The organism is Pseudomonas sp. IC_126, assembly GCF_004331835.1.
In the GTDB taxonomy this organism is placed as follows: Bacteria; Pseudomonadota; Gammaproteobacteria; order Pseudomonadales; family Pseudomonadaceae; genus Stutzerimonas.
In genome coordinates this window covers 928,286-950,739 of record NZ_SJSS01000002.1, presented here as the reverse complement: position 1 = coordinate 950,739, position 22,454 = coordinate 928,286, and the positions used below count along the sequence as shown (strand labels likewise).

General features: G+C 60.8%; 19 protein-coding genes and 2 tRNA genes. 3 read left to right on the top strand and 18 right to left on the bottom strand.

Annotated elements, in window-relative coordinates; translation table 11 throughout:
- Positions 1-14: 14 nt before the first annotated feature.
- The 5 genes from rpsR to rnr form a co-directional block, all read right to left on the bottom strand.
- Positions 15-245 carry a 30S ribosomal protein S18 gene (rpsR, locus tag E0D86_RS09710; RefSeq protein ID WP_019340128.1) on the bottom strand — a complete coding sequence of 77 codons (231 nt, stop codon included), beginning with the start codon at positions 243-245 and terminating at the stop codon, positions 15-17.
- 28 nt (positions 246-273) lie between these two features.
- The gene (rpsF, locus tag E0D86_RS09705; protein ID WP_131649791.1) at positions 274-696 is read right to left on the bottom strand and encodes a 30S ribosomal protein S6; all 423 of its coding nucleotides are present in this window, start codon (positions 694-696) and stop codon (positions 274-276) included.
- 179 nt (positions 697-875) lie between these two features.
- Positions 876-3,047 (bottom strand): PAS domain-containing protein, encoded by a 2,172-nt coding sequence (locus E0D86_RS09700; protein WP_131649790.1) that lies wholly within the window; start codon positions 3,045-3,047, stop codon positions 876-878.
- A gap of 166 nt (positions 3,048-3,213) precedes the next feature.
- Positions 3,214-3,960, bottom strand: a complete 747-nt coding sequence (gene rlmB / locus E0D86_RS09695; protein WP_131649789.1) for a 23S rRNA (guanosine(2251)-2'-O)-methyltransferase RlmB — start codon at positions 3,958-3,960, stop codon at positions 3,214-3,216.
- Positions 3,957-6,491 (bottom strand): ribonuclease R, encoded by a 2,535-nt coding sequence (rnr, locus tag E0D86_RS09690; RefSeq protein WP_131649788.1) that lies wholly within the window; start codon positions 6,489-6,491, stop codon positions 3,957-3,959. The genes rlmB and rnr overlap by 4 nt, the downstream gene beginning before the upstream one ends.
- 203 nt (positions 6,492-6,694) lie before the next feature.
- Between rnr and E0D86_RS09685 the strand changes: the two genes are divergently transcribed.
- Together E0D86_RS09685 and E0D86_RS09680 are read left to right on the top strand one after the other, a co-directional pair.
- Positions 6,695-6,781 (top strand) — tRNA-Leu (locus tag E0D86_RS09685).
- 101 nt (positions 6,782-6,882) lie between these two features.
- A tRNA-Leu gene (locus tag E0D86_RS09680) sits at positions 6,883-6,969 on the top strand.
- Between the two features lie 170 nt (positions 6,970-7,139).
- On the opposite strand, the gene E0D86_RS09675 is transcribed toward E0D86_RS09680, so the two are convergent.
- The 11 genes from E0D86_RS09675 to E0D86_RS09625 form a co-directional block, all read right to left on the bottom strand.
- On the bottom strand, positions 7,140-8,435 hold the full coding sequence (locus E0D86_RS09675) for an adenylosuccinate synthase (RefSeq protein ID WP_131649787.1): 1,296 nt from the start codon (positions 8,433-8,435) through the stop codon (positions 7,140-7,142).
- A gap of 83 nt (positions 8,436-8,518) precedes the next feature.
- On the bottom strand, positions 8,519-9,706 hold the full coding sequence (locus tag E0D86_RS09670; RefSeq protein WP_131649786.1) for an ATP phosphoribosyltransferase regulatory subunit: 1,188 nt from the start codon (positions 9,704-9,706) through the stop codon (positions 8,519-8,521).
- A gap of 278 nt (positions 9,707-9,984) precedes the next feature.
- Complete coding sequence (gene hflC, locus E0D86_RS09665; RefSeq protein WP_131649785.1) at positions 9,985-10,857, bottom strand: protease modulator HflC; 873 nt, start codon at positions 10,855-10,857, stop codon at positions 9,985-9,987.
- The gene (gene hflK, locus E0D86_RS09660; RefSeq protein ID WP_131649784.1) at positions 10,857-12,041 is read right to left on the bottom strand and encodes an FtsH protease activity modulator HflK; all 1,185 of its coding nucleotides are present in this window, start codon (positions 12,039-12,041) and stop codon (positions 10,857-10,859) included. The genes hflC and hflK overlap by 1 nt, the downstream gene beginning before the upstream one ends.
- Before the next feature lie 97 nt (positions 12,042-12,138).
- A complete protein-coding gene (hflX, locus tag E0D86_RS09655) occupies positions 12,139-13,440 on the bottom strand; it encodes a ribosome rescue GTPase HflX (protein ID WP_131649783.1) in 1,302 nt (433 codons plus the stop codon).
- Between the two features lie 12 nt (positions 13,441-13,452).
- Positions 13,453-13,707: an RNA chaperone Hfq gene (gene hfq / locus E0D86_RS09650; RefSeq protein ID WP_021206763.1), complete on the bottom strand. Its 255-nt coding sequence runs from the start codon at positions 13,705-13,707 to the stop codon at positions 13,453-13,455.
- Positions 13,708-13,798: 91 nt separating this feature from the next.
- Complete coding sequence (gene miaA / locus E0D86_RS09645; protein WP_131649782.1) at positions 13,799-14,770, bottom strand: tRNA (adenosine(37)-N6)-dimethylallyltransferase MiaA; 972 nt, start codon at positions 14,768-14,770, stop codon at positions 13,799-13,801.
- Between the two features lie 115 nt (positions 14,771-14,885).
- Positions 14,886-16,763: a DNA mismatch repair endonuclease MutL gene (gene mutL, locus E0D86_RS09640; RefSeq protein ID WP_131649781.1), complete on the bottom strand. Its 1,878-nt coding sequence runs from the start codon at positions 16,761-16,763 to the stop codon at positions 14,886-14,888.
- Entirely contained in the window at positions 16,760-18,172 is a 1,413-nt protein-coding gene (locus E0D86_RS09635; protein WP_131649780.1) for an N-acetylmuramoyl-L-alanine amidase, read from the bottom strand. Before E0D86_RS09635 ends, mutL begins: the two co-directional genes overlap by 4 nt.
- A 17-nt stretch (positions 18,173-18,189) precedes the next feature.
- On the bottom strand, positions 18,190-18,660 hold the full coding sequence (tsaE, locus tag E0D86_RS09630; protein ID WP_131649779.1) for a tRNA (adenosine(37)-N6)-threonylcarbamoyltransferase complex ATPase subunit type 1 TsaE: 471 nt from the start codon (positions 18,658-18,660) through the stop codon (positions 18,190-18,192).
- The gene (locus E0D86_RS09625) at positions 18,648-20,147 is read right to left on the bottom strand and encodes an NAD(P)H-hydrate dehydratase (RefSeq protein ID WP_131649778.1); all 1,500 of its coding nucleotides are present in this window, start codon (positions 20,145-20,147) and stop codon (positions 18,648-18,650) included. The genes tsaE and E0D86_RS09625 overlap by 13 nt, the downstream gene beginning before the upstream one ends.
- A gap of 187 nt (positions 20,148-20,334) precedes the next feature.
- On the opposite strand from E0D86_RS09625, the gene queG reads away from it, so the two are divergent.
- A complete protein-coding gene (queG, locus tag E0D86_RS09620) occupies positions 20,335-21,402 on the top strand; it encodes a tRNA epoxyqueuosine(34) reductase QueG (protein WP_131649777.1) in 1,068 nt (355 codons plus the stop codon).
- Here queG and E0D86_RS09615 read toward each other — a convergent pair.
- Together E0D86_RS09615 and ubiX are read right to left on the bottom strand one after the other, a co-directional pair.
- Positions 21,397-21,693, bottom strand: coding sequence for a YceK/YidQ family lipoprotein (locus E0D86_RS09615; RefSeq protein WP_131649776.1), 297 nt, complete (start codon positions 21,691-21,693; stop codon positions 21,397-21,399). The two genes, queG and E0D86_RS09615, sit on opposite strands and share 6 nt — an antisense overlap.
- 53 nt (positions 21,694-21,746) lie before the next feature.
- Entirely contained in the window at positions 21,747-22,376 is a 630-nt protein-coding gene (ubiX, locus tag E0D86_RS09610; RefSeq protein ID WP_131649775.1) for a flavin prenyltransferase UbiX, read from the bottom strand.
- Positions 22,377-22,454 lie beyond the last annotated feature (78 nt).

Below are 22,454 nucleotides of genomic sequence, written 5' to 3'. Positions count from 1 at the left end.
GTCGAACAGCTCGATCAACGGCCGTGGCTGTCGGTGTAGGGCAGCAGGGCCAGGAAGCGGGCGCGCTTGATAGCGGTAGCCAGCTGGCGCTGATAGCGTGCTTTGGTTCCGGTAATACGGCTAGGAACGATCTTGCCGGTTTCGGAAATGTAGGCTTTCAGTGTGTTGAGATCCTTGTAGTCGATCTCTTTCACGTTTTCTGCAGTGAAACGGCAGAACTTACGACGACGGAAAAAACGTGCCATGAAATAGGCTCCTCAATAGGTCCGTGGATTACTCGTCAGCGTTGTTGTCGCGGCTGTCGCTGTCGCTGTCATTTTCGTTGACAGAGTCAGATTCAGGGCGATCACGACGCTCACGGCGCTCGCTACGGTTTTCCTCAGCCTTGAGCATCTCGGACTGTTCAGTCTCGGCTTCATCGCGACGAATGACCAGGTTACGGATGACGGCGTCGTTGTAGCGGAAGTTGTCTTCCAGCTCGGCCAGTGCTTTGCCGCTGCACTCGACGTTCAGCATCACGTAGTGGGCCTTGTGGACGTTGTCGATGGCGTAAGCCAGCTGACGACGACCCCAGTCTTCCAGGCGATGGATCTTGCCACCGTCCTCTTCGATCAGCTTGGTGTAACGCTCCACCATGCCGCCAACCTGCTCGCTCTGGTCGGGGTGGACCAGAAAGATGATTTCGTAATGACGCATTGTTGCTCCTTACGGGTTGCAGCCTGCCGCAACACGCGGATCAGGCAAGGAGTGAATGAGTATGTTGTCTTGCCTGCCAGAGAGGCGCGCAAACGCCTGCCATCCGGGCAAGGGGCGCAATTCTAGAGAAGCCCGGCCAACCACGCAAGGCGCTTTGGTGATTATTTAACCAGCCAGGCTCAGCCGCGCGCGACACTCATTCGTTCGGCCCGAATGCTGTCGAGCAGCGTCCTGACCTGATGAATGTCATAGGGTTTGAGCATGGTGCGTAGATTATCCAGCCCTTCTTCACGAGCATTGATGGCGTATCCGGAGGCGATCACGATACTCAGCGCAGCATCGCGCGACCGCGCCTGACGCACCAGTTCAATACCGCTCATACCGGCCAGCCCCACATCGGTCAGCAACACGTCGAAGCGACGTTGCTCCAGCATTTCCAGCGCAGCCTCCGCCGATTCGCAGGGACTGACCTGGTGGCCGAGCTCCTCCATCACCTCGCCGGTGAGCATGCGCAATGTCGGATCGTCCTCGACGAAGAGAATGTTCAAGCCTGCAGCCTGCTCCGGCGTCGCCTCGGCCATGCCGACGCTGGACGCCGACGCAGGGTTGCGCTCACGTTCGCCGCCCGACTCGCCCCCTTCAAAGCCCTCGGCAGCGGCCCTCGGCAGATAGACCCGCACGGTCGTGCCTTTGCCCTCTTCGCCTTCCAGCACAACAAAGCCTCCGCTCTGCCGAACGAAGCCATACACCATACTCAGACCGAGCCCCGAGGCATTGGCGTCCTGGCGCGTGGTGAAGAAGGGTTCGAAGGCGCGCGCCAGCACCTCGGGACGCATGCCTTCGCCTTCGTCGATTACACTCAACTCCACGTAAGCCCCGGCAGCGACACCAGGCTGATCGGCCAGCTGCGCAGCACCCAGCGAACGGTTGCGCAGTTGTATGTACAGCGCACCGCCACCGACCATCGCATCACGTGCGTTGACCGCGAGATTGAGAATAGCGGCCTGCAGATTGCCGACATCGGCGAAAATCGACCATAGATCCGACTGGATATCGACCTTCACCTGCACGGCCCGTCCCAGCGCGCCGCTCAACAACTCGCTCATCTGCTCCAGCAGCTCACCCAGATCGATCGACTGCGGCTGAAGCGGCTGACGGCTGGCAAACGCGAGCAACTGGGACGCCAGACGTGCGCCTTTTTCCACACCGCCAACCGCCGACTCCAAACGCCGCTGCGCCGTCTCGTCGCCGCTCAAATTGCGGCGCAGCAACTGCAAATTTCCACCGATAATCTGCAGCATGTTGTTGAAGTCATGGGCGATGCCGCCGGTCAGCTTACCGACCGCTTCGAGCTTCTGCGCCTGCATCAGCGCCGCCTCTGCCACCCGGCGCTCGGACTCGCTATGCAATAGCTCCCGCGTCCGTTCACGAACCAGATCCTCAAGATGTTCGCGGTGTTCCCGCAACTCTTGCTGGCTGCGATGCTGCTCGGTCACGTCGCTGCCCTGCACGAAAATACCTGACGTCCGCCCGTCACGCCCAATGATTGGCTGGAACACCAGATCGAGATAGACCTCCTCGGGCTCGGCATCGGGACGACGCTGCAACAGCGTCCGCAACCCTGCGCCACGGTAGGGCTCGCCCGTACGATAAACCTGGTCCAGCAGATCGATGAAGCCCTGCTCCGCCAGCTCGGGCAATCCGTCATTTACCCGCTTGCCGATCAGTTGACGATTACCGGTGAGCTGCTGATAGGCCTCGTTGACCAACTCGTATACATGTTCCGGACCGCGCAGGAAGCAGACAAAACCCGGAGCTTGTGCGAATAGCTGGCGCAGCTGATTGCCTTCGTCCTGAATCAATCCGGCGCGCGACATGATCGCTGCTTCGAGCTGTTGCAGCGGCTGCCCCCAGGATTCGGCCGAGCGCTGCGAAGCCTTCAGCGATTGCAGCTCGGTAATGTCCATGGTGTGCTGCAGGATAGCGGTCACCTCGCCCTGCTCATCAAGCAACGGACTGTGCGTTGCACTCCAGTAACGATCCTCATAAGCCGCACCGTTACCGGCGCTTACCGCTATCGAGTAGCGGATGATCGGCAGCGTATCCACAGCCCCGGTGCGCAGCACACGGGCGAACGATTCCAGCAACTCCTCGACATGGGTCGTTTCCGGGGCTTGCGGATCAACGGCAAACGCGTCGTGTATGCGACGCCCTACGATGTCTTCGAGCTGGCGCCCGGTGAGCTTCAGGTAGGCCTCGTTGGCATCCAGGATGGTCAACTCGCGATCAAGCAATAAATAAGCGTTCGGAGAAGTCCTGAACAATGCCTCGAAAGGCGGGCGCTGCGGCATACAACCTCCATGATGCGCGCTTGATTTGGCCGCTATCGATAGCGGCTATCAGATGCACGACCAAACCAGTAGTCGACAGAGCCGACCAGAAACGGACAATTGACCGCTACAGGAGCGATCCGTTTCGCGATGAACGGCAACGCGGGGGCAACTTGTCAGTCAACCCTTACCCTGCCGAACGACGCTGGCGCAGTGCCTCGAACAGACAGACGCCTGTGGCGACCGACACGTTGAGACTGCTGACGCTTCCAGCCATCGGCAGGCGGACCAGGAAATCACAGTGCTCGCGTGTCAGACGGCGCATACCCTTGCCTTCCGCACCCATCACCAGAACGATAGGACCACCGAGGTCCTGATCGTAGATCTCCTGCTCGGCCTCCCCCGCCGTGCCGACCACCCACAAGCCACGTTGCTGCAGCTTTTCCAGCGTTCGCGCCAGATTGGTCACAGCCACCAGCGGAATGACTTCCGCCGCACCGCAAGCCACCTTGCGCACCGTAGCGTTAAGGGTTGCGGACTTGTCCTTGGGAATGATCACCGCCAGCGCGCCGGCCGCGTCGGCGGTGCGCAGGCAGGCACCGAGGTTGTGGGGGTCGGTTACACCGTCGAGCACAAGCAGCAACGGCGCGCCCTGGGCCCGGTCCAGCAACTCTTCGAGCATGGCATCGCCCCAGACCTGACTGGGGCTGACATCAGCCACCACGCCCTGATGCACGCCCTCGACCCAGGCATCCATTTCACGACGCTCGCACTGACCGACGCGGACTTTCGATTGCGCAGCCAATTGAACCAGCGCCTGTACTCGAGGATCGTCGCGCCCCTCGGCCAGCCAGATCTGCTTGACCCGCCTCGGATGGTGACGAAGCAAAGCCTCCACGGCGTGCAGGCCGTAGATTTTTTCAAGATCACTCATGACTTGGCCTTACGCTTTCGCGGGGCACCGCCTTCAGCTTTGGCCGACGGCTTGCTGTTAGCCTTAGACTTCGAGGAGCTGCGTTTGGGCTTGCTCGCGGTCGACTTGCTTCCTTTCGCATCCGCGAGCAGCGCCTTTTTGATTTCCCGGCTCTTGCGAACCTCCGGGCTGACCGGCTCCCCGCCTTTGGCGGAACTTTCGGTGCCTTTTCGGCCGCGCCCTGTTTTCCGGCTATCACCTTTGTCACCAGCCGAGCCACGTTCACCCGCGCCAGCTTTGCTGCCGCCGCTGATCAGTTCGAAGTCGATCTTTCGCTCATCGAGATCGACACGCATCACCCGAACTTCGACGCTATCACCCAGGCGGAAACTCCGCCCACTGCGCTCACCGGATAGCCGATGGTGCAATGGATCGAAATGGTAGTAGTCACCCGGCATTGCAGTGACGTGAACCAGTCCCTCCACGTAAATATCAGTCAGCTCGACGAACAAGCCGAATCCGGTCACAGCGGTGATCACGCCGGGGAAGGTTTCGCCGACGCGATCCTTCATGAATTCGCACTTGAGCCAATTCACCACATCCCGCGTCGCCTCGTCGGCGCGCCGTTCGGCCATTGAGCATTGCTCGCCGAGCTGCTCGAGAGCGGCCTCATCATAGGGATAGATGCGCGCCTTTGGCATACTGGTCGCGCCCTCTCGACGTACATGCCCCGTATCGCGACGCGAGCGGATCACGCTGCGGATCGCGCGATGAATCAATAGATCCGGATAGCGACGGATAGGCGAGGTGAAATGCGCGTATGCCTCGTAATTCAAGCCAAAGTGACCATTGTTGTCCGGGCTGTAGACCGCCTGACTCAACGACCGCAACATTACCGTCTGGATCACGTTGAAATCGGGCCGCCCCTGAATCCGCTCCAGTAGCGCCTGATAATCCTTTGGCGTAGGCCCTTCCTTGCCCTTGTGCAGCGTCAGCCCCAGCTCGCCGAGAAAGGCCCGCAACTTTTCCTGACGCTCCAATGGTGGCCCGTCGTGAACGCGGTACAGACCGGGAATATCATGATCCTGGAGGAAGCGCGCCGTGGCCACGTTGGCGCATAGCATGCATTCCTCGATGAGCTTGTGCGCATCGTTGCGCTCGGTAGGGGTGATGGCCGCGATCTTGCGCTCCGCCCCGAAGACAATGCGCGTTTCCTGAGTTTCGAAATCGATCGCACCACGCGTGTGGCGCGCCTTGAGCAACACCTTGTACAGCGCGTGGAGCTGCTTGAGATGCGGCAATACTTGCGCGTATTCGCCAATCAATCGCTTGCCTTCGGCCGAGGAAGGCTGCTCAAGCATGCTGCTGACCTTGTTATACGTCAGCCGCGCATGGGAGTGGATAACCGCTTCGTAGAACTGGTAATCGGTCATTTTCCCTGATTTATTTAGGGTGATTTCGCAGACCATGGCCAGCCGATCGACGTGCGGATTCAGCGAGCAGAGACCGTTGGACAGCTCCTCCGGGAGCATTGGCACGACCCGTTCGGGAAAGTACACCGACGTACCCCGCAGCTCGGCTTCCTTGTCCAGCTCCGACCCGACTTTCACATAATGCGATACGTCCGCAATCGCGACGTACAACCGGAAACCACCGGAAAATAGCTTCCAGCCACTCAGCTTCTCGCAATAGACCGCATCGTCGAAGTCACGAGCGTCTTCGCCATCGATGGTGACGAAAGGCAGATGCCGCAGATCGACACGCTTCTGCTTGTCCTTCTCCTCGACTTCCGACTTGAGCTTGGCCGCTTCACGCTTCACCGCATCCGGCCAGACGTAGGGGATATCGAAACTGCGCAGCGCAACGTCGATTTCCATGCCAGGGGCCATGTAATTGCCGATCACTTCGACCACGTCGCCCTGAGGCTGGAAGCGCTGAGTCGGCCAGTGGGTGATCTTGATCTCGACGAACTGGCCCGGCTTGGCATCCATGGAGCGACCCGGCGTCACCAGCACTTCCTGCTGAATCTTCGGGTTGTCGGCCATGACGAAACCGATGCCGCTTTCTTCCTGATAACGTCCGACGATGGTTTCATGCGCGCGACTGATCACTTCGACGATCGCGCCTTCGCGCCGCCCGCGGCGATCGAGTCCGGCAACCCGAGCCAGACAGCGATCGCCATCAAATACCAGGCGCATTTGTGCAGGGCTCAGAAACAGGTCGTCGCTTTTATCGTCGGGAATCAGAAAACCGAAGCCGTCACGATGGCCACTGATGCGCCCGCAAACCAGGTCAAGCTTGTCCACCGGGGCATAAGTGCCACGCCGGGTATAGATCAACTGACCGTCACGCTCCATCGCACGCAAACGGCGGCGCAGAGCTTCGATATCGTCTTCGGAGGATAATCCGAACTCTTCCACCAGCTCCTCACGCGCCGCTGGCGAGCCGCGCTCGCTCAGGTGCTGGAGAATCAGCTCGCGGCTGGGAATGGGGTTTTCGTACTTTTCCGCTTCACGTGCGGCCTCGGGATCGAGGGATTGCCAATCGGCCATTAAGAGATGTCACCTTTCATTCATTTATAGAGGCAGAACGCCCCTATCTATTGAAGCGCGAAACGCACGCCGGCGGCAGCTTTCGAGCGAATTATTTTTCCTGGGCGGGGCTTTACAAGGCATAACCTCGCCCGTATAGTTCGCGCCCACAATGTCTGGTAGACGTTGTAACACGGAAACGATGAAGTATCATCGTTTGCAGTGCCCAGGTGGCGGAATTGGTAGACGCACTAGGTTCAGGTCCTAGCGATGGCAACATCGTGGAAGTTCGAGTCTTCTCCTGGGCACCATTTATTCGATGAAGCTCTTGCCTTGGCGAGAATTCATAAACACGAGGTTTGTCGGCCTCGACCAGCAATCGACAGAAGTCGGTGAGCAATCATCGCAATGTGCCCAGGTGGCGGAATTGGTAGACGCACTAGGTTCAGGTCCTAGCGATGGCAACATCGTGGAAGTTCGAGTCTTCTCCTGGGCACCACTCTTCAGAAAAAACCGAGCCATTGGCTCGGTTTTTTCGTTTCCGCTACGACGAATCCGATAGCGCCCCAACAACGCTGATCGCATCGCGCCGGCAGCTCAAGAGCTCAGCGCGGCTTAAGCAGAAATGAAAAGACCGCCCTGAGGCGGTCTTTTTATCATCAGCCGCGATCAGGCGTAAGGATGACGTAGCACGATGGTCTCGTTGCGATCCGGCCCGGTTGAGATGATGTCGATGGGCGCCTCGACCAACTCCTCCAGACGCTTGATGTAAGCGCGGGCGTTAGCCGGCAGCGCATCGAGCGACTTGGCTCCGACGGTGGATTCGGCCCAGCCCGGCATTTCTTCATAGACTGGCTGTAGATCCTGGTAGCTATCCGCGTCGGTCGGCGCATCGACGAGCACGTCGCCGTTGCGATCCTTGTAGGCAACGCAGATACGGATGGTTTCCAGCCCGTCGAGCACATCCAGCTTGGTCAGGCAGATGCCCGACACACTATTGATCTCGATGGCACGACGCAGCACCACGGCATCGAACCAGCCACAGCGGCGGGCGCGGCCGGTGGTGGAACCGAACTCGTGACCGCGCTCAGCCAGACGCGCGCCGGTCTCGTCGAACAATTCAGTGGGGAACGGACCGGAACCGACCCGCGTCGTGTAGGCCTTGGTAATACCCAAGATGTAGTCCAGATACAGCGGACCGAAACCGGAACCAGTAGCCGTACCGCCAGCGGTGGTGCTGGAACTGGTGACATACGGATAGGTGCCATGATCGATGTCCAGCAACGAGCCCTGAGCACCTTCGAACATGATGCGCGCGCCCTGCTTGCGCAGCTCATGCAGGCGAGCCGACACGTCGGTCATCATCGGCTTGAGAATCTCGGCGTAATCCAGCGCCTCATCCAGCGTCTTCTGGAAGTCGACAGGCTCGACCTTATAGAAATTCTGCAGAATGAAATTGTGGTACTCGAGCAGCTCACGCAGCTTGACGGTAAAGCGCTCAGGATTGAACAGATCGCCGATGCGCAAGCCGCGACGCGCGACTTTGTCTTCGTAGGCCGGCCCGATGCCACGACCCGTCGTACCGATCTTGCCTTCGGAACGCGCCGCCTCGCGCGCCTGATCCAGCGCCACGTGATACGGAAGGATCAGGGTACAGGCCGGACTGATGCGCAGGCGCTCACGCACCGGCACGCCCTTCTCTTCCAGCTTGGTGATCTCACGCATCAACGCGTCCGGCGCCACGACTACGCCGTTGCCAATCAGACATTCCACGTTTTCACGCAAAATGCCGGACGGAATCAGGTGCAGCACAGTTTTTTCGCCGTCGATGACCAGCGTATGACCGGCATTGTGGCCACCCTGGAAGCGGACTACAGCCGCCGCCTGATCGGTCAGCAGATCGACGATCTTGCCCTTGCCCTCATCACCCCACTGGGTGCCCAGGACCACGACATTCTTACCCATAAACCTTTGTCCTCTTGGCGAAGCATTACCGGTCACGACCGGCGAATTCTGGAAACAGCCTGGCGCTTACGATCCAGCCCGCATTAGCGGGTCAGCGGCGTTACGGTCCAGGACCCCTCTTGCAACACTAGCTGCCGGTCGCAGCCAACACTTAGCGCCGCATCGCCCTGCTGTCCATCCAGAGCCTGCACTACACGCTCACCCTGTTCGCGCAGCCGACAGACCGACTTCCATAACGCCGGGTCGGTGTCATAGGGCGCCCAGATACCGACTGCGGGGGACGCTAATTCGGCATTACCGAGGCTGACCAAAGTCTTCAAATCCGTCGAGAAACCGGTCGCCGGACGCGCCCGCCCAAAATCCGCACCGATGTCGTCATAACGACCACCCTGTGCGATCGACTGCCCAACGCCAGGCACGAACACCGCGAACACGACGCCGGTGTGATAGTGATAGCCGCGCAGTTCGCCCAGATCGAAATACAACGGCAGATTCGGATACCGCACCGCCAGCTGTTCAGCGATCTGAATCAATCCATCGAGCGCTTCTCGCACTGCCGACGGAGCGCCAGCCAGGACGACTTTCGCCGCATCCAGCGTCTCGCGCCCGCCGCAGAGCCGTGCCAGTGCGCGCAGCATGCTCGCCAGCGACGGCTCGACGTTGGCGGTCAAGGCCGCAATTTCGTCCATCGCCTTACGCTGCAATGCGTCGAACAAGCGCTGCTCGGCATCTCCCGACAAACCTGCCGCACGCGCCAACCCGCGATAAATGCCTACATGGCCGAGATCCATATGCAGATGAGGCACGCTGGCGAGACCTAGCGTCTCCAGCATGAGGCTGATCACTTCGAGATCGCTTGAGGTGCTGCTGTCGCCATAAAGCTCGGCGCCCAGCTGAATCGGACTACGCGACGTCGCGAGCGCTTGAGGCTTGGCGTGCAGTACGCTGCCGGCGTAGCACAGGCGACTGGGACCTTCCCGGCGCAACGTATGCGCGTCCACCCGCGCTACCTGCGGGGTAATATCCGCACGCAGGCCCATCTGTCTGCCGGACAAGGGATCAATGACTTTGAATGTCTTCAGATCCAGATCCTGCCCCGCTCCCGTCAGCAGCGACTCGAGAAACTCCACATGAGGAGTGATGACCAACTCGTAACCCCAGCACTGGAACAGGTCCAGCACACGGCGCCTTGCGGTTTCGATACGCGCCGCATCGGGCGGCAGCACCTCTTCGATGCCATCTGGCAGTAGCCAGCGGTCTACCGTTGCCATTTCGCCAATCACCTCTCGATACGGCAAGCCTAGTCAAGCAGACGAACACCGGGGCTCCGGCCTGGGCCACCCATCGGTCGCGTGCGATTGTGTTCGAACCATGGCGACAGCGCCACGCCCCATAAGGGGATCGGCATGGCTGGCCACGCCCGGATCAGTCTGCCCCACCAGGGCGCAGACGCAAAAAAGCCGGGTTTTCCCCGGCTCGCGGATCATAACAATGTTTCGCCAACGGGTCACCCGGTGGACGGCATCGTCCAGCCGGATGACCCTTGCGGTCATTGCGCCGTTGCGGACTCCAGATAGCGGAAGAAGTCGCTTTTGGGGTCCAGCACCAGGACATCTTCCTTACTGGCAAAGCTGTCTCGGTAGGCCTGCAGACTGCGGTGGAAGGAATAGAATTCCCGATCCTGCCCGTAAGCTGCAGCATAGATAGCGGCCGCCTGCGCGTCACCATCACCACGCAACTCTTCAGCCTCACGGAAGGCCTCGGCCAGCAGGACGCGCCGCTGACGGTCGGCATCCGCGCGGATGCCCTCGGCCAGCTCTTTACCTTTTGCCCTGTGCTCACGCGCTTCACGCTCCCGCTCGGAACTCATACGCTCGAACACGCTGCGATTCACTTCGCGCGGGAGGTCGATGCCCTTGACACGAACATCGACGACTTCGATTCCGAGTTCCTGCTGCGCGGCTCGGTTCAGACTATTGGTCACAACGGCCATCAGTTCATCACGCTGACCCGAGACCGACTCGTGCAGGGTCCGCTTACCGAACTGATCTCGTAGCGAGGCCTCCAGGCGACGCGCGAGGCGCTCGTCCGCGATCTGCTTCATACCCGACGTCGCGGTATAGAAGCGCTCGGCATCATCCACACGCCACTTGGCGTAGGAATCAACCATCAGCGCCTTCTTTTCCAGCGTGAGGAAACGCGAGGTGGAAGTATCGAGCGTCATCAACCGCCCGTCGAACTTGCGAACACTGTTCACGTAAGGAATCTTGAGATGCAGACCCGGCTTCACGTCGGGCTCGACGATACGACCGAAGCGCAACATCACCGCACGCTCTGTCTGCGAGACGATATAGAAGCTGTTCCAAAGGACGATCGCCAGCACCACGCCCACAATCAGGGCGGTCAGGGATTTATTGCTCATTAGCGGACCTCCCTTGTACGCACTTCACGCGGATCCAGTTCCGGAGGCATTCGCGTAGTCTGAGTCGAAGCGCCCGAAACGGATGCCGCAGCAGAACGCTCAGCAGAAGCACCACGACTGTTGATCATCTTGTCCAGCGGCAGGTAAAGCAGATTGTTCTGCCCATCCTCACCCGTTACGAGAACCTTGCTGGTGTTACTCAAGACTTCTTGCATGGTTTCCAGATACAGGCGCTCACGCGTCACGTCAGGTGCCTTGCGGTATTCGGCAACCAGCTTGGAGAAACGATCCGCCTCACCCTGGGCCCGGGATATCACCGCATCGCGATAACCGCTCGCCTCTTCCAGCATGCGCTGGGCCTGACCACGCGCTTCGGGAATGACACCGTTGGCATAGGACTCGGCCTGATTCTTCTCGCGCTGCTCGTCTTCACGTGCACGAATCACGTCATCGAAGGCTTCCTGCACTTCACGCGGCGCTGCCGCACTCTGAAGGTTGACCTGGGTGACGATGATGCCGGTGCCATAGTTGTCGAGGAAGCGCTGCAGTCGCTCCTCGACCTCGTTCGCCATGGCCTCACGACCCTCGGTCAATACCTGATCCATCGCCGTGGAGCCTACGACATGGCGAACCGCGCTATCGGTCGCATGCTGCAGCGATGCTTCTGGATCTTCGACGTTGAGTACGAAGGCCTGAAGGTCGCTGATCTTGTATTGCACCGTTAGCGGCACTTCGATGATGTTCTCGTCCTCGGTCAACATCTGCCCTTGCTTGCTATAAGAACGCTCGCGAGTGACGTTAGCCTGGAACTTGCGATCGAACGGCGGGAAATAGATGTTCAGGCCGGGACCGACAGTTTCGTGATATTTGCCGAAGCGCAGCACCACGGCCTGCTCCTGCTCATCGACGATGTAGATCGCATTGGACAACCAGACGGCCAGCAGCACGACCAAGCCGACCCAGAGCAGCGCGAAACCGCCACGCCGTCCACTGCCACCACCCGACGAGCCGCCGCTGCCGCGCTTCTTTTTGCCAAACATGCCGTTAAGGCTGTCCTGTAATTTGCGGAAAGCCTCATCCAGATCCGGCGGACCTTTCTGATCGCCACCACCGCGACGACCACCGCCACCGCTACCCCAGGGATCCTGGTTGTTCGAGTTGCCACCCGGCTCATTCCAAGCCATAGCGCTCTCCATTCAAATAAAGCTAAAGGCGCGCCAACGGCGCGCCCGCCAATGCTACCGAAAGCCCGGAACGAACGGCTTAAAAGCCCCCCGAGCTTTATTGCAAAGTGTGTTGCTCGAAGAACAGTTCCGCTTCGAGACCCGCGCGACTGATGAGACGATGCAGCTCGACACGCTGCAATCTCACGTCGAGTAGACTGCCGCCCTCATCGTCATGGGATTCGGATTGCACTGCGCCCAAGTCAAACAACTGCGCCCGTAGTCGCCCAAGATTCTGTGGAAGCCGAAGCGTTCCCACGAACAGATCGTCGCCCAGCAATTCGGCCACAGCTTGCTTCAACAGGTCGAGCCCAAGCCCCTGCTGCGCCGATACCCAGACGCGCTGCGGCACACCGTCTGCGTTGCGCTGGATCTGCGGCTCGATACCCTCCAGCAGATCCACCTTGTTGTAGACCTCCAGTATCGGCAGCTCGTGAGCACCGATCTCAGTCAGCACTGCCAACACCTGCTCGATCTGCTGATCGCGCTCAGGCTCATGCGCATCGATGACATGCAGCAGTAGATCAGCATTGCTGGACTCTTCGAGGGTGGCGCGAAAAGATTCGACCAGTTTGTGCGGCAAGTGACGAATGAAACCCACCGTATCGGCGAGCACCACCGGCCCCAGATCATCCAACTCCAGACGACGCAAGGTCGGATCGAGCGTCGCGAACAGCTGATTGGCTGCGTAGACGTCGGCTTCGGTCAACGCGTTGAATAACGTGGACTTGCCGGCGTTGGTGTAGCCCACCAGAGAGATCAGAGGAATGTCGGCACGGCGACGCCCTCGGCGAGCCTGCTCACGCTGGCCGCGAACCTTCTCCAGCCGCTGCTTGATCTGACGAACCCGCACACGCAACAGCCGCCGGTCCGTTTCCAACTGGGTTTCACCAGGGCCACGCAGACCGATACCACCCTTCTGCCGCTCAAGGTGAGTCCAGCCACGCACCAGTCGAGTACTCATGTATTCCAGCTGGGCCAGTTCGACCTGTAGCTTGCCTTCATGCGTACGCGCACGCTGAGCAAAGATATCCAGAATCAAACCGGTTCGATCGAGCACACGGCATTCCAGGGCACGCTCGAGATTGCGTTCCTGACTGGGCGTCAGTGTGTGATTGAAAATGACCAGCTCGACCTCGCCATCCTTGACGAGGTCACGCAGCTCTTCGACTTTGCCGCTGCCAATCAGAAACTTGGCGGAAGGCTGATGCCTTGCCACATTGACGAAGCCAACAGCTTCAGCGCCGGCTGATCGTGCCAGCTCCTGAAACTCCTGAGGGTCTTCACGCGCCGCTGGATCCTGACCATCCAGATGAACCAGGATAGCCCGCTCACCACCACCGGGACGTTCGAAGAACAAAGAAGGCCCCCTTTAGTCGTTACCCGACTCGGACTGCTCCGCGTCGCCAGCGGCTGGCAAGCGCACCGGACGGCCCGGAACGACGGTCGAAATGGCGTGCTTATAGACCATCTGGCTGACCGTATTTTTCAAAAGGATGACGAACTGGTCGAATGACTCGATTTGACCCTGGAGCTTGATGCCGTTGACCAGGTAGATAGAAACCGGAACGCGCTCCTTACGCAGTGTGTTGAGGTAAGGGTCTTGTAGCGAATGCCCTTTTGACATGTGCCGCACTCCTTAAAGGATCTTTTTCATTAATTTTTAGAATCAAACACGGCTGGCCAGTGATTTGAGGATAGCCGGTCAAATTACAGTGTCAGCTCAATATGGTGAGCCTCTCCAAGTATTTCAATGCTCGCGGCAGATTGTCACAGGCTGAACTCTCTAGCCAATGAACGCCCTCCCAACCACGTAACCAAGTCAACTGCCGCTTGGCTAGCTGCCGGGTAGCGATGACCCCGCGTTGAACCATCTCATCGCGCGAATACGAGCCGTCCAGGTAATTCCAGACCTGGCGATAGCCTACGGCACGCATGGAGGGTAGCTCAGGATGCAGATCGTCACGCCTACGAAGCATTTCGACCTCTTCGACAAAGCCCTGTTCAACCATCGCGCCGAAGCGTCGCTCGATACGCTGATGCAAGACCTGCCGCTGCGTAGGCGCGACGGACAACTGCGCGACAGTATAAGGCAAGACGCCGCCGTCTGGCGTGCCCGCTCCGGCTTTTTGCGACCTTTGTCGGGCTCGGTGTTCGGACATGCTAATGCCGCTGACCCTGAAGACCTCAAGCGCCCTGACCAGCCGCTGGGGGTCGTTGGGGTGAATTCGCGCCGCGGACTCCGGGTCGACCTCGGCCAACTGCTGGTGCAGCGCCTTCAGCCCCTCTAGCTGTGCCTGCGCCTCCAACTCCGCACGCACAGCAGGATCGGCAGCAGGCATATCGGCGAGGCCCTCGCTCAACGCCTTGAAATAGAGCATGGTCCCACCAACCAGCAACGGAATGCGCCCTGCGGCGGTACTTTCCGCCATCGCAGCCAGCGCATCGCCTACGAAGTCAGCGGCCGAGTAGCTCTGCGCCGGGTCGCGAATATCGATCAGCCGATGCGGAAACTCCCGAAGCACTTCGGTCGAAGGCTTGGCGGTGCCGATGTCCATCCCCCGATATACCAAGGCCGAATCGACACTGATCAGATCACAGGGCAGCACGCGCGCAAGCTCCAGCGCCAGATCGGTCTTGCCGGCAGCTGTAGGACCCATGAGAAAGATGGCGGGGGGTAACGGGGACATCGGTGGAATCCATTAAGAGGAAGCTGGAAGCGAATCAGTCCAGTCTGAGGGCGCGGCCAAACTCTGCAGAGTTCTTATTTCAAGCTTCTGGCTTTCAGCTACAAGCTCATATCCGCTAGCGCCCACGCAAAAACAGCTTGTCCAACTCTCCCATGCCCAGCTGCGTCCAGGTCGGCCGGCCATGATTGCATTGACCGCTGCGCTCGGTCTGCTCCATGTCACGCAGCAGACCATTCATTTCCGGCAGGGTCAGGCGTCGATTCGCACGCACCGCACCATGACAGGCCATAGTGCCGAGGAGTTCGTTGAGATGGGCCTGGATGCGATCGCTGGTGCCATATTCGAGCAGGTCGGCGAGTACGTCCTGCACCAGCCGCGTGGCTTCGGCCTGCTTGAGCAGGGACGGAATCTGACGAATCGCCAGACTCTCGGGGCCAAGCCGCTGCAGTTCGAAACCGAGCATCTGGAACCAGTGTGCATGCTCTTCGGCGCAGTCCGCCTCACGCTGGCTTACGGCAATCGATTCAGGTACCAGCAACGGCTGGCCTCGCAGCCCTTCGCTGGCCATCGCCGTCTTCAGCCGCTCGTACATGATCCGCTCATGGGCAGCATGCATATCCACAAGCACCAGCCCCAGAGCATTTTCCGCAAGGATGTAGATACCCTTGAGCTGGGCCAACGCATAGCCGAGCGGCGGGACGTCATCCTGGCTCTCCGGCAAGGCCGCCGGGCTCACGTCGGCCAGCGGCGAAAAGAACTCACGATAGGCGCCCTGTGCTTCTGCGACATTTCCGGTAGGCATTGGCCGAGGCGCCTGGTAGCCGGCTCCCGCTCCGCGCCAAGGGGATTGTTGAGTTTGTGGCTGTTCGAGGACGCTGGCAGCGAGGCTCATCTCGTTCTGCCCGGCAAACTCACCCGCAGCGAGGCCAGTGATCTGAGTCATCGGCGTCACGCTGGCCGGCGCGGCCAGTTGATCCTCTGGACGTACATCTCCGAGCGCGCGGTGCAGCGTGCCGTACAGGAAGTCGTGCACCATGCGGTTATCGCGGAAGCGCACCTCGTGCTTGGTCGGATGGACGTTGACGTCCACCACGGCCGGATCGACATCGAGAAACAGCACGAAGGTCGGATGGCGTCCATTGAACAGCACATCCCGGTATGCCTGACGCACCGCGTGCGCCACCAGCTTGTCGCGGACCATACGGCCGTTCACGTAGAAATACTGCAGATCCGCCTGACTGCGGGAAAACGTAGGCAGACCGACCCACCCCCAGAGGTGCAGTCCGTTGCGCTCGATTTCCACCGGTAGCGCCTGTTCGAGAAAAGCAGGACCGCACACCGAGGCCACACGCCGCGCCCGCGACGCGGCATCGCTGGCCTGATGCAGGGCGAGTACGACCTTGCCGTTGTGCCGCAGATGAAACGCCACATCGAAGCGCGCCAGCGCCAGCCGCTTGATCACTTCCTGCAAGTGGTCGAATTCGGTTTTCTCGGTGCGCAGAAACTTGCGGCGTGCCGGTGTGTTGAAGAACAAATCACGCACTTCGACCGAGGTACCGACCGGATGCGCCGCCGGCTGGACGCGAGCCTCCATGTCCCGACCTTCGGTTTCGACCTGCCAAGCCTCAGCGGCATCGGCGGTGCGCGAGGTGAGCGTCAGACGCGACACCGAACTGATCGACGCCAACGCCTCGCCACGAAAGCCCAGACTCATCACGCGCTCTAGATCTTCAAGATCGCGGATCTTGCTGGTCGCGTGCCGAGCCAGGGCCAGAGGTAGGTCATCGGCTGGAATGCCGCAGCCGTCGTCGCGCACGCGTAGCAGCTTCACCCCACCCTGCTCGACATCCACCTCAATACGCGTGGCGCCCGAATCGAGACTGTTCTCCAGCAGCTCCTTGATGACCGAAGCGGGCCGTTCGACCACTTCACCCGCGGCGATCTGGTTCGCCAGCCGCGGGCTAAGCAGCTGGATGCGCGCAGCCTCGGTCATGGCTGCGATGCCAGAGTCGTAGCGGGGATGTTCAGGGTCTGACCAACCTTGATCACGTCGCCTTTCAGGCTGTTGGCACTGCGCAGCGCAGGCAGGCTGATCTGATAACGCTGAGCAAGCAAGGCCAGGCTTTCACCGGAGCGCACCACATGCTCGCGGGGAACACTGGCAATCTTGCCGGAGTCACGCAGCCAGGCGACATAGGTGCCAGGCGGCGGGTTTTCGTGGAAAAACTGCCGCACACCGCTGTGAATCGAGCGGGCCAGCGACTGCTGGTGGGAAGCGGTTTGCAACTTGCGCGCTTCGGACGGGTTAGAGATAAAGCCGGTCTCCACCAGGATCGACGGGATATCCGGAGACTTCAGCACCATGAATCCGGCTTGCTCGACCCGACTCTTGTGCAGGCGCGTCATCCGGCCCATGTTGCTCAGCACCTTCTGCCCTACGTTCAGGCTGGACGCCAGCGACGCCGTCATGGACAGGTCCAGCAGCACACCGGCAAGCATCTGGTCCTCGCCAAGGTTGACGCTGCCGGCACCGCCGATCAGGTCAGAGCGGTTCTCGCTATCGGCCAACCACCGTGCAGTTTCCGAGGTAGCACCGCGGTCGGACAGAGCAAACACCGAGGCCCCATAAGCGGACGAGCGCGGCGCCGCGTCGGCGTGTATCGAAACGAACAGATCCGCGCCCTTCTTGCGGGCAATTTCGGTGCGTTTGCGCAATGGAATGAAGTAATCACCGGTTCGGACCAGCTCGGCGCGGAAGCCCTTTTCGGCGTTGATCTGGCGCTGCAGCTCTTTTGAAATTTGCAGTACCACGTTCTTTTCGTACGCCTTGCCCGGACCGATCGCGCCTGGGTCCTCGCCACCATGGCCAGCATCGATGGCGATAATGATGTCACGCTTGCTACTGGGCAGCGGTGGCAGTTTCAGCGCAGGCAGGGTCGGTGATACGGGCTCGGCAGGCGTGCTCGGCGTGGTCGTTGCTGGAATATCCGCCGTGGTGGACGGATCGGCACCCTCATCGTACAGATCAACCACGAGCCGATGACCGTATTGCTGATTCGGCGTCAGGGTGAAACTCTTCGGCGTGACCTGGGCGGAGAGATCGATGACCACGCGCAACGTATCGGCATCGAACTTGGCCGCACGCAGCCCGGAAATCGGCGTATTTTTCAGCGCCAGCTGCTCGAACGGCTTGGGTAGGTTGCCACCATTGACGTCGATAACGATGCGATCCGGCGCCGTCAGGGTAAACACGTTGTGCTGTACCGGACCGGACAGATCGAACACCAGACGCGTATTGTCCGGCGCGCGCCAGAGCCGCACGCTTTGCACATCGGACGCGGCCAGGGCCTGTACGGCCGCGAGCATCAATACCAAACCACTCACCAGCGCGCGCATGCGCATACCCAACCCCATGTTGTTCATTGTTCACCGATGGTCAGGATGGAACACCAGCTTTCACCACGCTCGCCTCGTGGCGTCAGGCGCAGCGACCGGCCGGCGCCCTGGGGCGTAATGGTAATGTCCAGGTCGGCCTTTGGCAAAATGCCGGCGCCACGTTCTGGCCACTCTATCAGGCACAGCGCGTCCCCTTCGAAATAGTCGCGAATGCCCAGGAATTCAAGTTCCTCGGGATCCACCAGCCGATAAAGGTCGAAATGAAATACCCGTACGCTGCCTATCTCGTAGGGCTCGACCAGCGTGAAGGTGGGACTCTTGACCTTGCTTTCATGCCCGAAGCCGCGGATCAAGCCGCGCGACAAGGTGGTTTTTCCCGCGCCGAGGTCACCGTGCAGATAGATCACGCCCTGACCGCCGGTCATCTGGGCGATGCGTGCGCCGAGCGCCAGCATCGCCTCTTCGTCTGAGGCAAACAGCGTCACACCCGGCATGGCGAGCACTCCTCGAGCAATTGGCGGAGGACGGGAATCAGATCGGCGGCAGCCAGTCCGCGCCCTTGCTTGCCGAGACGCTCGCCAGCTACGGCATGCAGCCACACGGCGAGGCAGGCCGCATCGAACGGCGCGAGTCCCTGCGCCAACAGAGCTCCAGCGACACCCGCCAGAACATCGCCGAGCCCCGCGCTGGCCATGGCCGGATGGCCGCGATCACACAGTGCCAGTCGACCATCTGAGTGCGCGATCAGCGTTCCCGCCCCCTTGAGCAACACGGTGCAACCGTAGCGGCTTGCCAGCATTCGGGCCGCCGCAGGACGATCAGCCTGAACTTCGCCAACCGTGATACTCAGCAACCGCGCAGCCTCGCCCGGGTGCGGCGTCAGCAGGCAATCGCTCGGCAGCTCGACCGCGCCTGCCGCCAGCAAATTCAGCGCATCGGCATCCCATACCTGAGGTACGCGACACTGCGGCGCCAGCGACAGCAAACTGCGCCCCCACGGCGCCTGCCCCAAGCCTGGACCGATCACCAACACATCGGCGCGCTGGGTTAGCGTCGTCAACGCATAGGTGGACTCCACGCCACTGCACATGATTTCCGGACGCCGCACCAGCGATGCCGTCACGTGCTCTGGCCGCGTCGCCAAGGTCACCATGCCGGCGCCACAGCGCAACGCCGCTTCGGCGCTGAGCAACGCCGCGCCGCCAGTGCCCAGATCGCCACCGATCACCAGCACCTGACCAAAGCTGCCCTTGTGCGCCGTTGGCTTACGAGGCGCCAAGGTCGGAAGGTTCGCCGCGCACAGGCGTTCAAGGCTGGGCTGGATCTGATCGAGAATGGCCCGATCGGCCTGCAAGTCATCGGATACCAGCTCACCGACCCGATCCGGCCCCTCACCGGTGAACAACCCCACCTTCAGGCCGATAAACGACACCGTGAGGTCCGCAAACACCGCTTGCCCCAGCACGCGCCCTGTATCGGCACAGAGGCCAGACGGCAGGTCCACAGCGAGAACCGGCTGAGGGCTATCGTTCATGGCGCGAATGGCACTGGCGTAAGGCTCGCGGACCTCACCGGAGATCCCGGTACCTAGCAGCGCATCGACCAGCACACCCTGCAGACTTGCATCCGGCACCCACTGCAGCACGTTGACGCCAGCCTCCCGAGCCACGGCGAAAGCCTGAGCGGCATCACCCTGAAGCTGCTGCGGATCACCTACCGCGAGTACCTGAACCTGACGGCCACCACGCTGCGCCAAGGCAGCGATCAGGTAACCGTCACCGGCATTGTTGCCACGTCCAGCCATCACGGTGATCCGCTGCTCGTCAGGCCAACGCCGACGCAACGAACGCCAGGCAGCATGCGCCGCGCGCTGCATCAGCTCGAAACCGGGTGTTCCCGCGGCGATCAGACGTGCGTCGATCTCCCGCACCTGGGCGGCCGTGTATAAAGAGGTGGGCAAGGTATCGGTGGTCTGAGACATGAATCACCCGAACGAATATCTGGCAGAATTATACGCATGCGCCACCCGGCCCGCCCGTGGATGCATCGAGTTTCACCGCAGCCGCTCAAGCGCAACGGGCGGTCGGCCGATGTACTCACTGTCCTTATATACCGCGCCGAACCAAACGACCCCGCCATACGCGAGCAAGTCTCGAAGACCTTATCCAATGTCCAGCCAAACCCTCGACCCCGCCGCCCTCGCTCAGTCCATCAAGGAGTGGGGTCGCGAACTGGGCTTTCAGCAGGTCGGCATCACAGGTGTCGACCTGGCCGAGCATGAAGCGCATCTGCAGCGCTGGCTGGATGAAGGCTACCAGGGCGAAATGGACTACATGGCCGCCCATGGCAACAAGCGCTCACGGCCCGACGAACTGGTGCCCGGCACCCTGCGGGTGATCTCGTTGCGCATGGACTATCTGCCCGGCGACACTCGCATGAGCCAGCGGCTGGCCGAGCCGGAGAAAGCCTATGTGTCGCGCTACGCGCTGGGCCGCGACTACCACAAGCTGATCCGCAAGCGAATCCAACAACTGGCCGAGCGTATCCAGCAGGTGGTCGGCCCGTTCGGCTTCCGTGCCTTCGTTGACAGCGCGCCGGTGCTGGAAAAAGCCGTGGCGCAGCAAGCCGGGCTCGGCTGGATCGGTAAGAACACCCTGCTGCTCAATCGCAAGGCCGGTAGCTGGTTCTTCCTCGGCGAGCTGTTCGTCGATATCGACCTGCCCGTTGACGAACCCGTTACCAGTCAGCATTGCGGCAGTTGCCAGGCCTGCCTGGACATCTGCCCCACCGAGGCCTTCGTCGGCGAACGGATACTGGATGCGCGGCGCTGCATTTCCTACCTGACCATCGAGCTGAAAGGTCCGATCCCGGTGGAATTGCGCAGCAAGGTTGGCAACCGCGTGTTCGGCTGTGACGATTGCCAGATCGTCTGCCCTTGGAACCGCTTCGCCAAGCCGACCGAACAGACCGACTTCCACCCACGCCACCGCCTGGACAATGCCGAGTTGGCAGAGCTGTTTCGCTGGACCGAGGACGAGTTTCTCAGCCGCACCGAAGGCTCGCCGTTACGCCGCGCGGGCTACGAGCGCTGGTTGCGCAATCTGGCGGTGGGCCTGGGCAACGCGCCGTCGAGCATTCCGGTGCTGGAAGCCCTGCAGGCGCGCCGTGACGATCCCTCGGAGCTGGTGCGTGAGCATGTGGAATGGGCATTGGCCCAGCACGGCAACCCTCTATAGCCCGCCACTCACGCCCAACCCGATACCGAGCTCCGCCGCCACGGCGAATGGCAATAACAGCGTATCGAGCAGCAGACTGGCCGGCAGGTCCAGAGCAGGATGCTTCGGCGCGGTGGCACCGAAGCGCTCCTGAGGACAGCAGCCGCCGTTGAGGCTGTGCCAGTCGAGGCGCGTACCGGAATAGATGATCGGCGCGCCGGGCTTGGCCGCATCGAGGGTGCGGACCGTGGCGCAGCCAGATAGCAGAAGGACGGCAAGCAGAGTCAGCCCGAGGGTAGCCTTGTGTTTCACCTGCAGCTCCTGAATATGGGTATCGCTGCGAACAATGCCATCCTCGGCGCGCTTCACTCGTCGCTGACAAAATGGTGCTCACCCCAGCGCGGCAGCATGTCCTGGGGAATCTGTAGCAAATTGAGGATGCGCGCGACGACGAAATCCACCAGGTCATCGATCGTCTGCGGCTGATGGTAGAAGCCCGGTGATGCCGGCAGGATCACCGCGCCCAGATTCGACAGCTTGAGCATGTTCTCAAGGTGAATGCTTGAATACGGCGCCTCTCGCGGCACCAGAATGAGCTGGCGGCGCTCCTTGAGCGTCACATCCGCCGCGCGCTCGATCAGGTTGTTGCAGGCGCCGGTGGCAATCGCCGAGAGCGTGCCAGTCGAGCAGGGCACCACCACCATAGCCGTCGGCGCGCCGGAACCTGAGGCCGGTGGGGCCATCCAGTCTTCCTTTGCGAACACCCGGATTTGCCCCGCCGCCGCACCGGTGTACTCAGAGAGAAAGGCCTGCATCGCCTGGGGCTTGGCGGGCAGTACGACGTCGGTCTCGGTGGCCATCACCAGCTGCGCGGCCTTGGAGATCAGGAAGTGCACCTCGCGGTCCTCCTGGATCAGACAATCCAACAGGCGTAAGCCGTATTGCGCGCCTGAAGCGCCGGTCATCGCCAGGGTGATGCGTTCGGGGCCGCTCATTCGTTTGCTCTTATCCTATTGCGTGGTCTTTTCGGTGGGCTAAAGCCCACCCTACAAAAAGCGAAACGGCAAAGCATC

What these genes read in the sequence shown, in the direction of transcription:
- queG (WP_131649777.1), top strand. Translation starts at nt 20,335, where the DNA reads ATGTCCAGCCAAACCCTCGACCCCGCCGCCCTCGCTCAGTCCATCAAG.
- E0D86_RS09670 (WP_131649786.1), bottom strand. Translation starts at nt 9,706, where the DNA reads ATGGCAACGGTAGACCGCTGGCTACTGCCAGATGGCATCGAAGAGGTG.
- rpsR (WP_019340128.1), bottom strand. Translation starts at nt 245, where the DNA reads ATGGCACGTTTTTTCCGTCGTCGTAAGTTCTGCCGTTTCACTGCAGAA.
- mutL (WP_131649781.1), bottom strand. Translation starts at nt 16,763, where the DNA reads ATGACCGAGGCTGCGCGCATCCAGCTGCTTAGCCCGCGGCTGGCGAAC.
- E0D86_RS09675 (WP_131649787.1), bottom strand. Translation starts at nt 8,435, where the DNA reads ATGGGTAAGAATGTCGTGGTCCTGGGCACCCAGTGGGGTGATGAGGGC.
- hflK (WP_131649784.1), bottom strand. Translation starts at nt 12,041, where the DNA reads ATGGCTTGGAATGAGCCGGGTGGCAACTCGAACAACCAGGATCCCTGG.
- hfq (WP_021206763.1), bottom strand. Translation starts at nt 13,707, where the DNA reads ATGTCAAAAGGGCATTCGCTACAAGACCCTTACCTCAACACACTGCGT.
- E0D86_RS09625 (WP_131649778.1), bottom strand. Translation starts at nt 20,147, where the DNA reads ATGTCTCAGACCACCGATACCTTGCCCACCTCTTTATACACGGCCGCC.
- tsaE (WP_131649779.1), bottom strand. Translation starts at nt 18,660, where the DNA reads ATGCCGGGTGTGACGCTGTTTGCCTCAGACGAAGAGGCGATGCTGGCG.
- rlmB (WP_131649789.1), bottom strand. Translation starts at nt 3,960, where the DNA reads ATGAGTGATCTTGAAAAAATCTACGGCCTGCACGCCGTGGAGGCTTTG.
- hflC (WP_131649785.1), bottom strand. Translation starts at nt 10,857, where the DNA reads ATGAGCAATAAATCCCTGACCGCCCTGATTGTGGGCGTGGTGCTGGCG.
- rnr (WP_131649788.1), bottom strand. Translation starts at nt 6,491, where the DNA reads ATGGCCGATTGGCAATCCCTCGATCCCGAGGCCGCACGTGAAGCGGAA.
- E0D86_RS09700 (WP_131649790.1), bottom strand. Translation starts at nt 3,047, where the DNA reads ATGCCGCAGCGCCCGCCTTTCGAGGCATTGTTCAGGACTTCTCCGAAC.
- ubiX (WP_131649775.1), bottom strand. Translation starts at nt 22,376, where the DNA reads ATGAGCGGCCCCGAACGCATCACCCTGGCGATGACCGGCGCTTCAGGC.
- E0D86_RS09635 (WP_131649780.1), bottom strand. Translation starts at nt 18,172, where the DNA reads ATGCGCATGCGCGCGCTGGTGAGTGGTTTGGTATTGATGCTCGCGGCC.
- miaA (WP_131649782.1), bottom strand. Translation starts at nt 14,770, where the DNA reads ATGTCCCCGTTACCCCCCGCCATCTTTCTCATGGGTCCTACAGCTGCC.
- rpsF (WP_131649791.1), bottom strand. Translation starts at nt 696, where the DNA reads ATGCGTCATTACGAAATCATCTTTCTGGTCCACCCCGACCAGAGCGAG.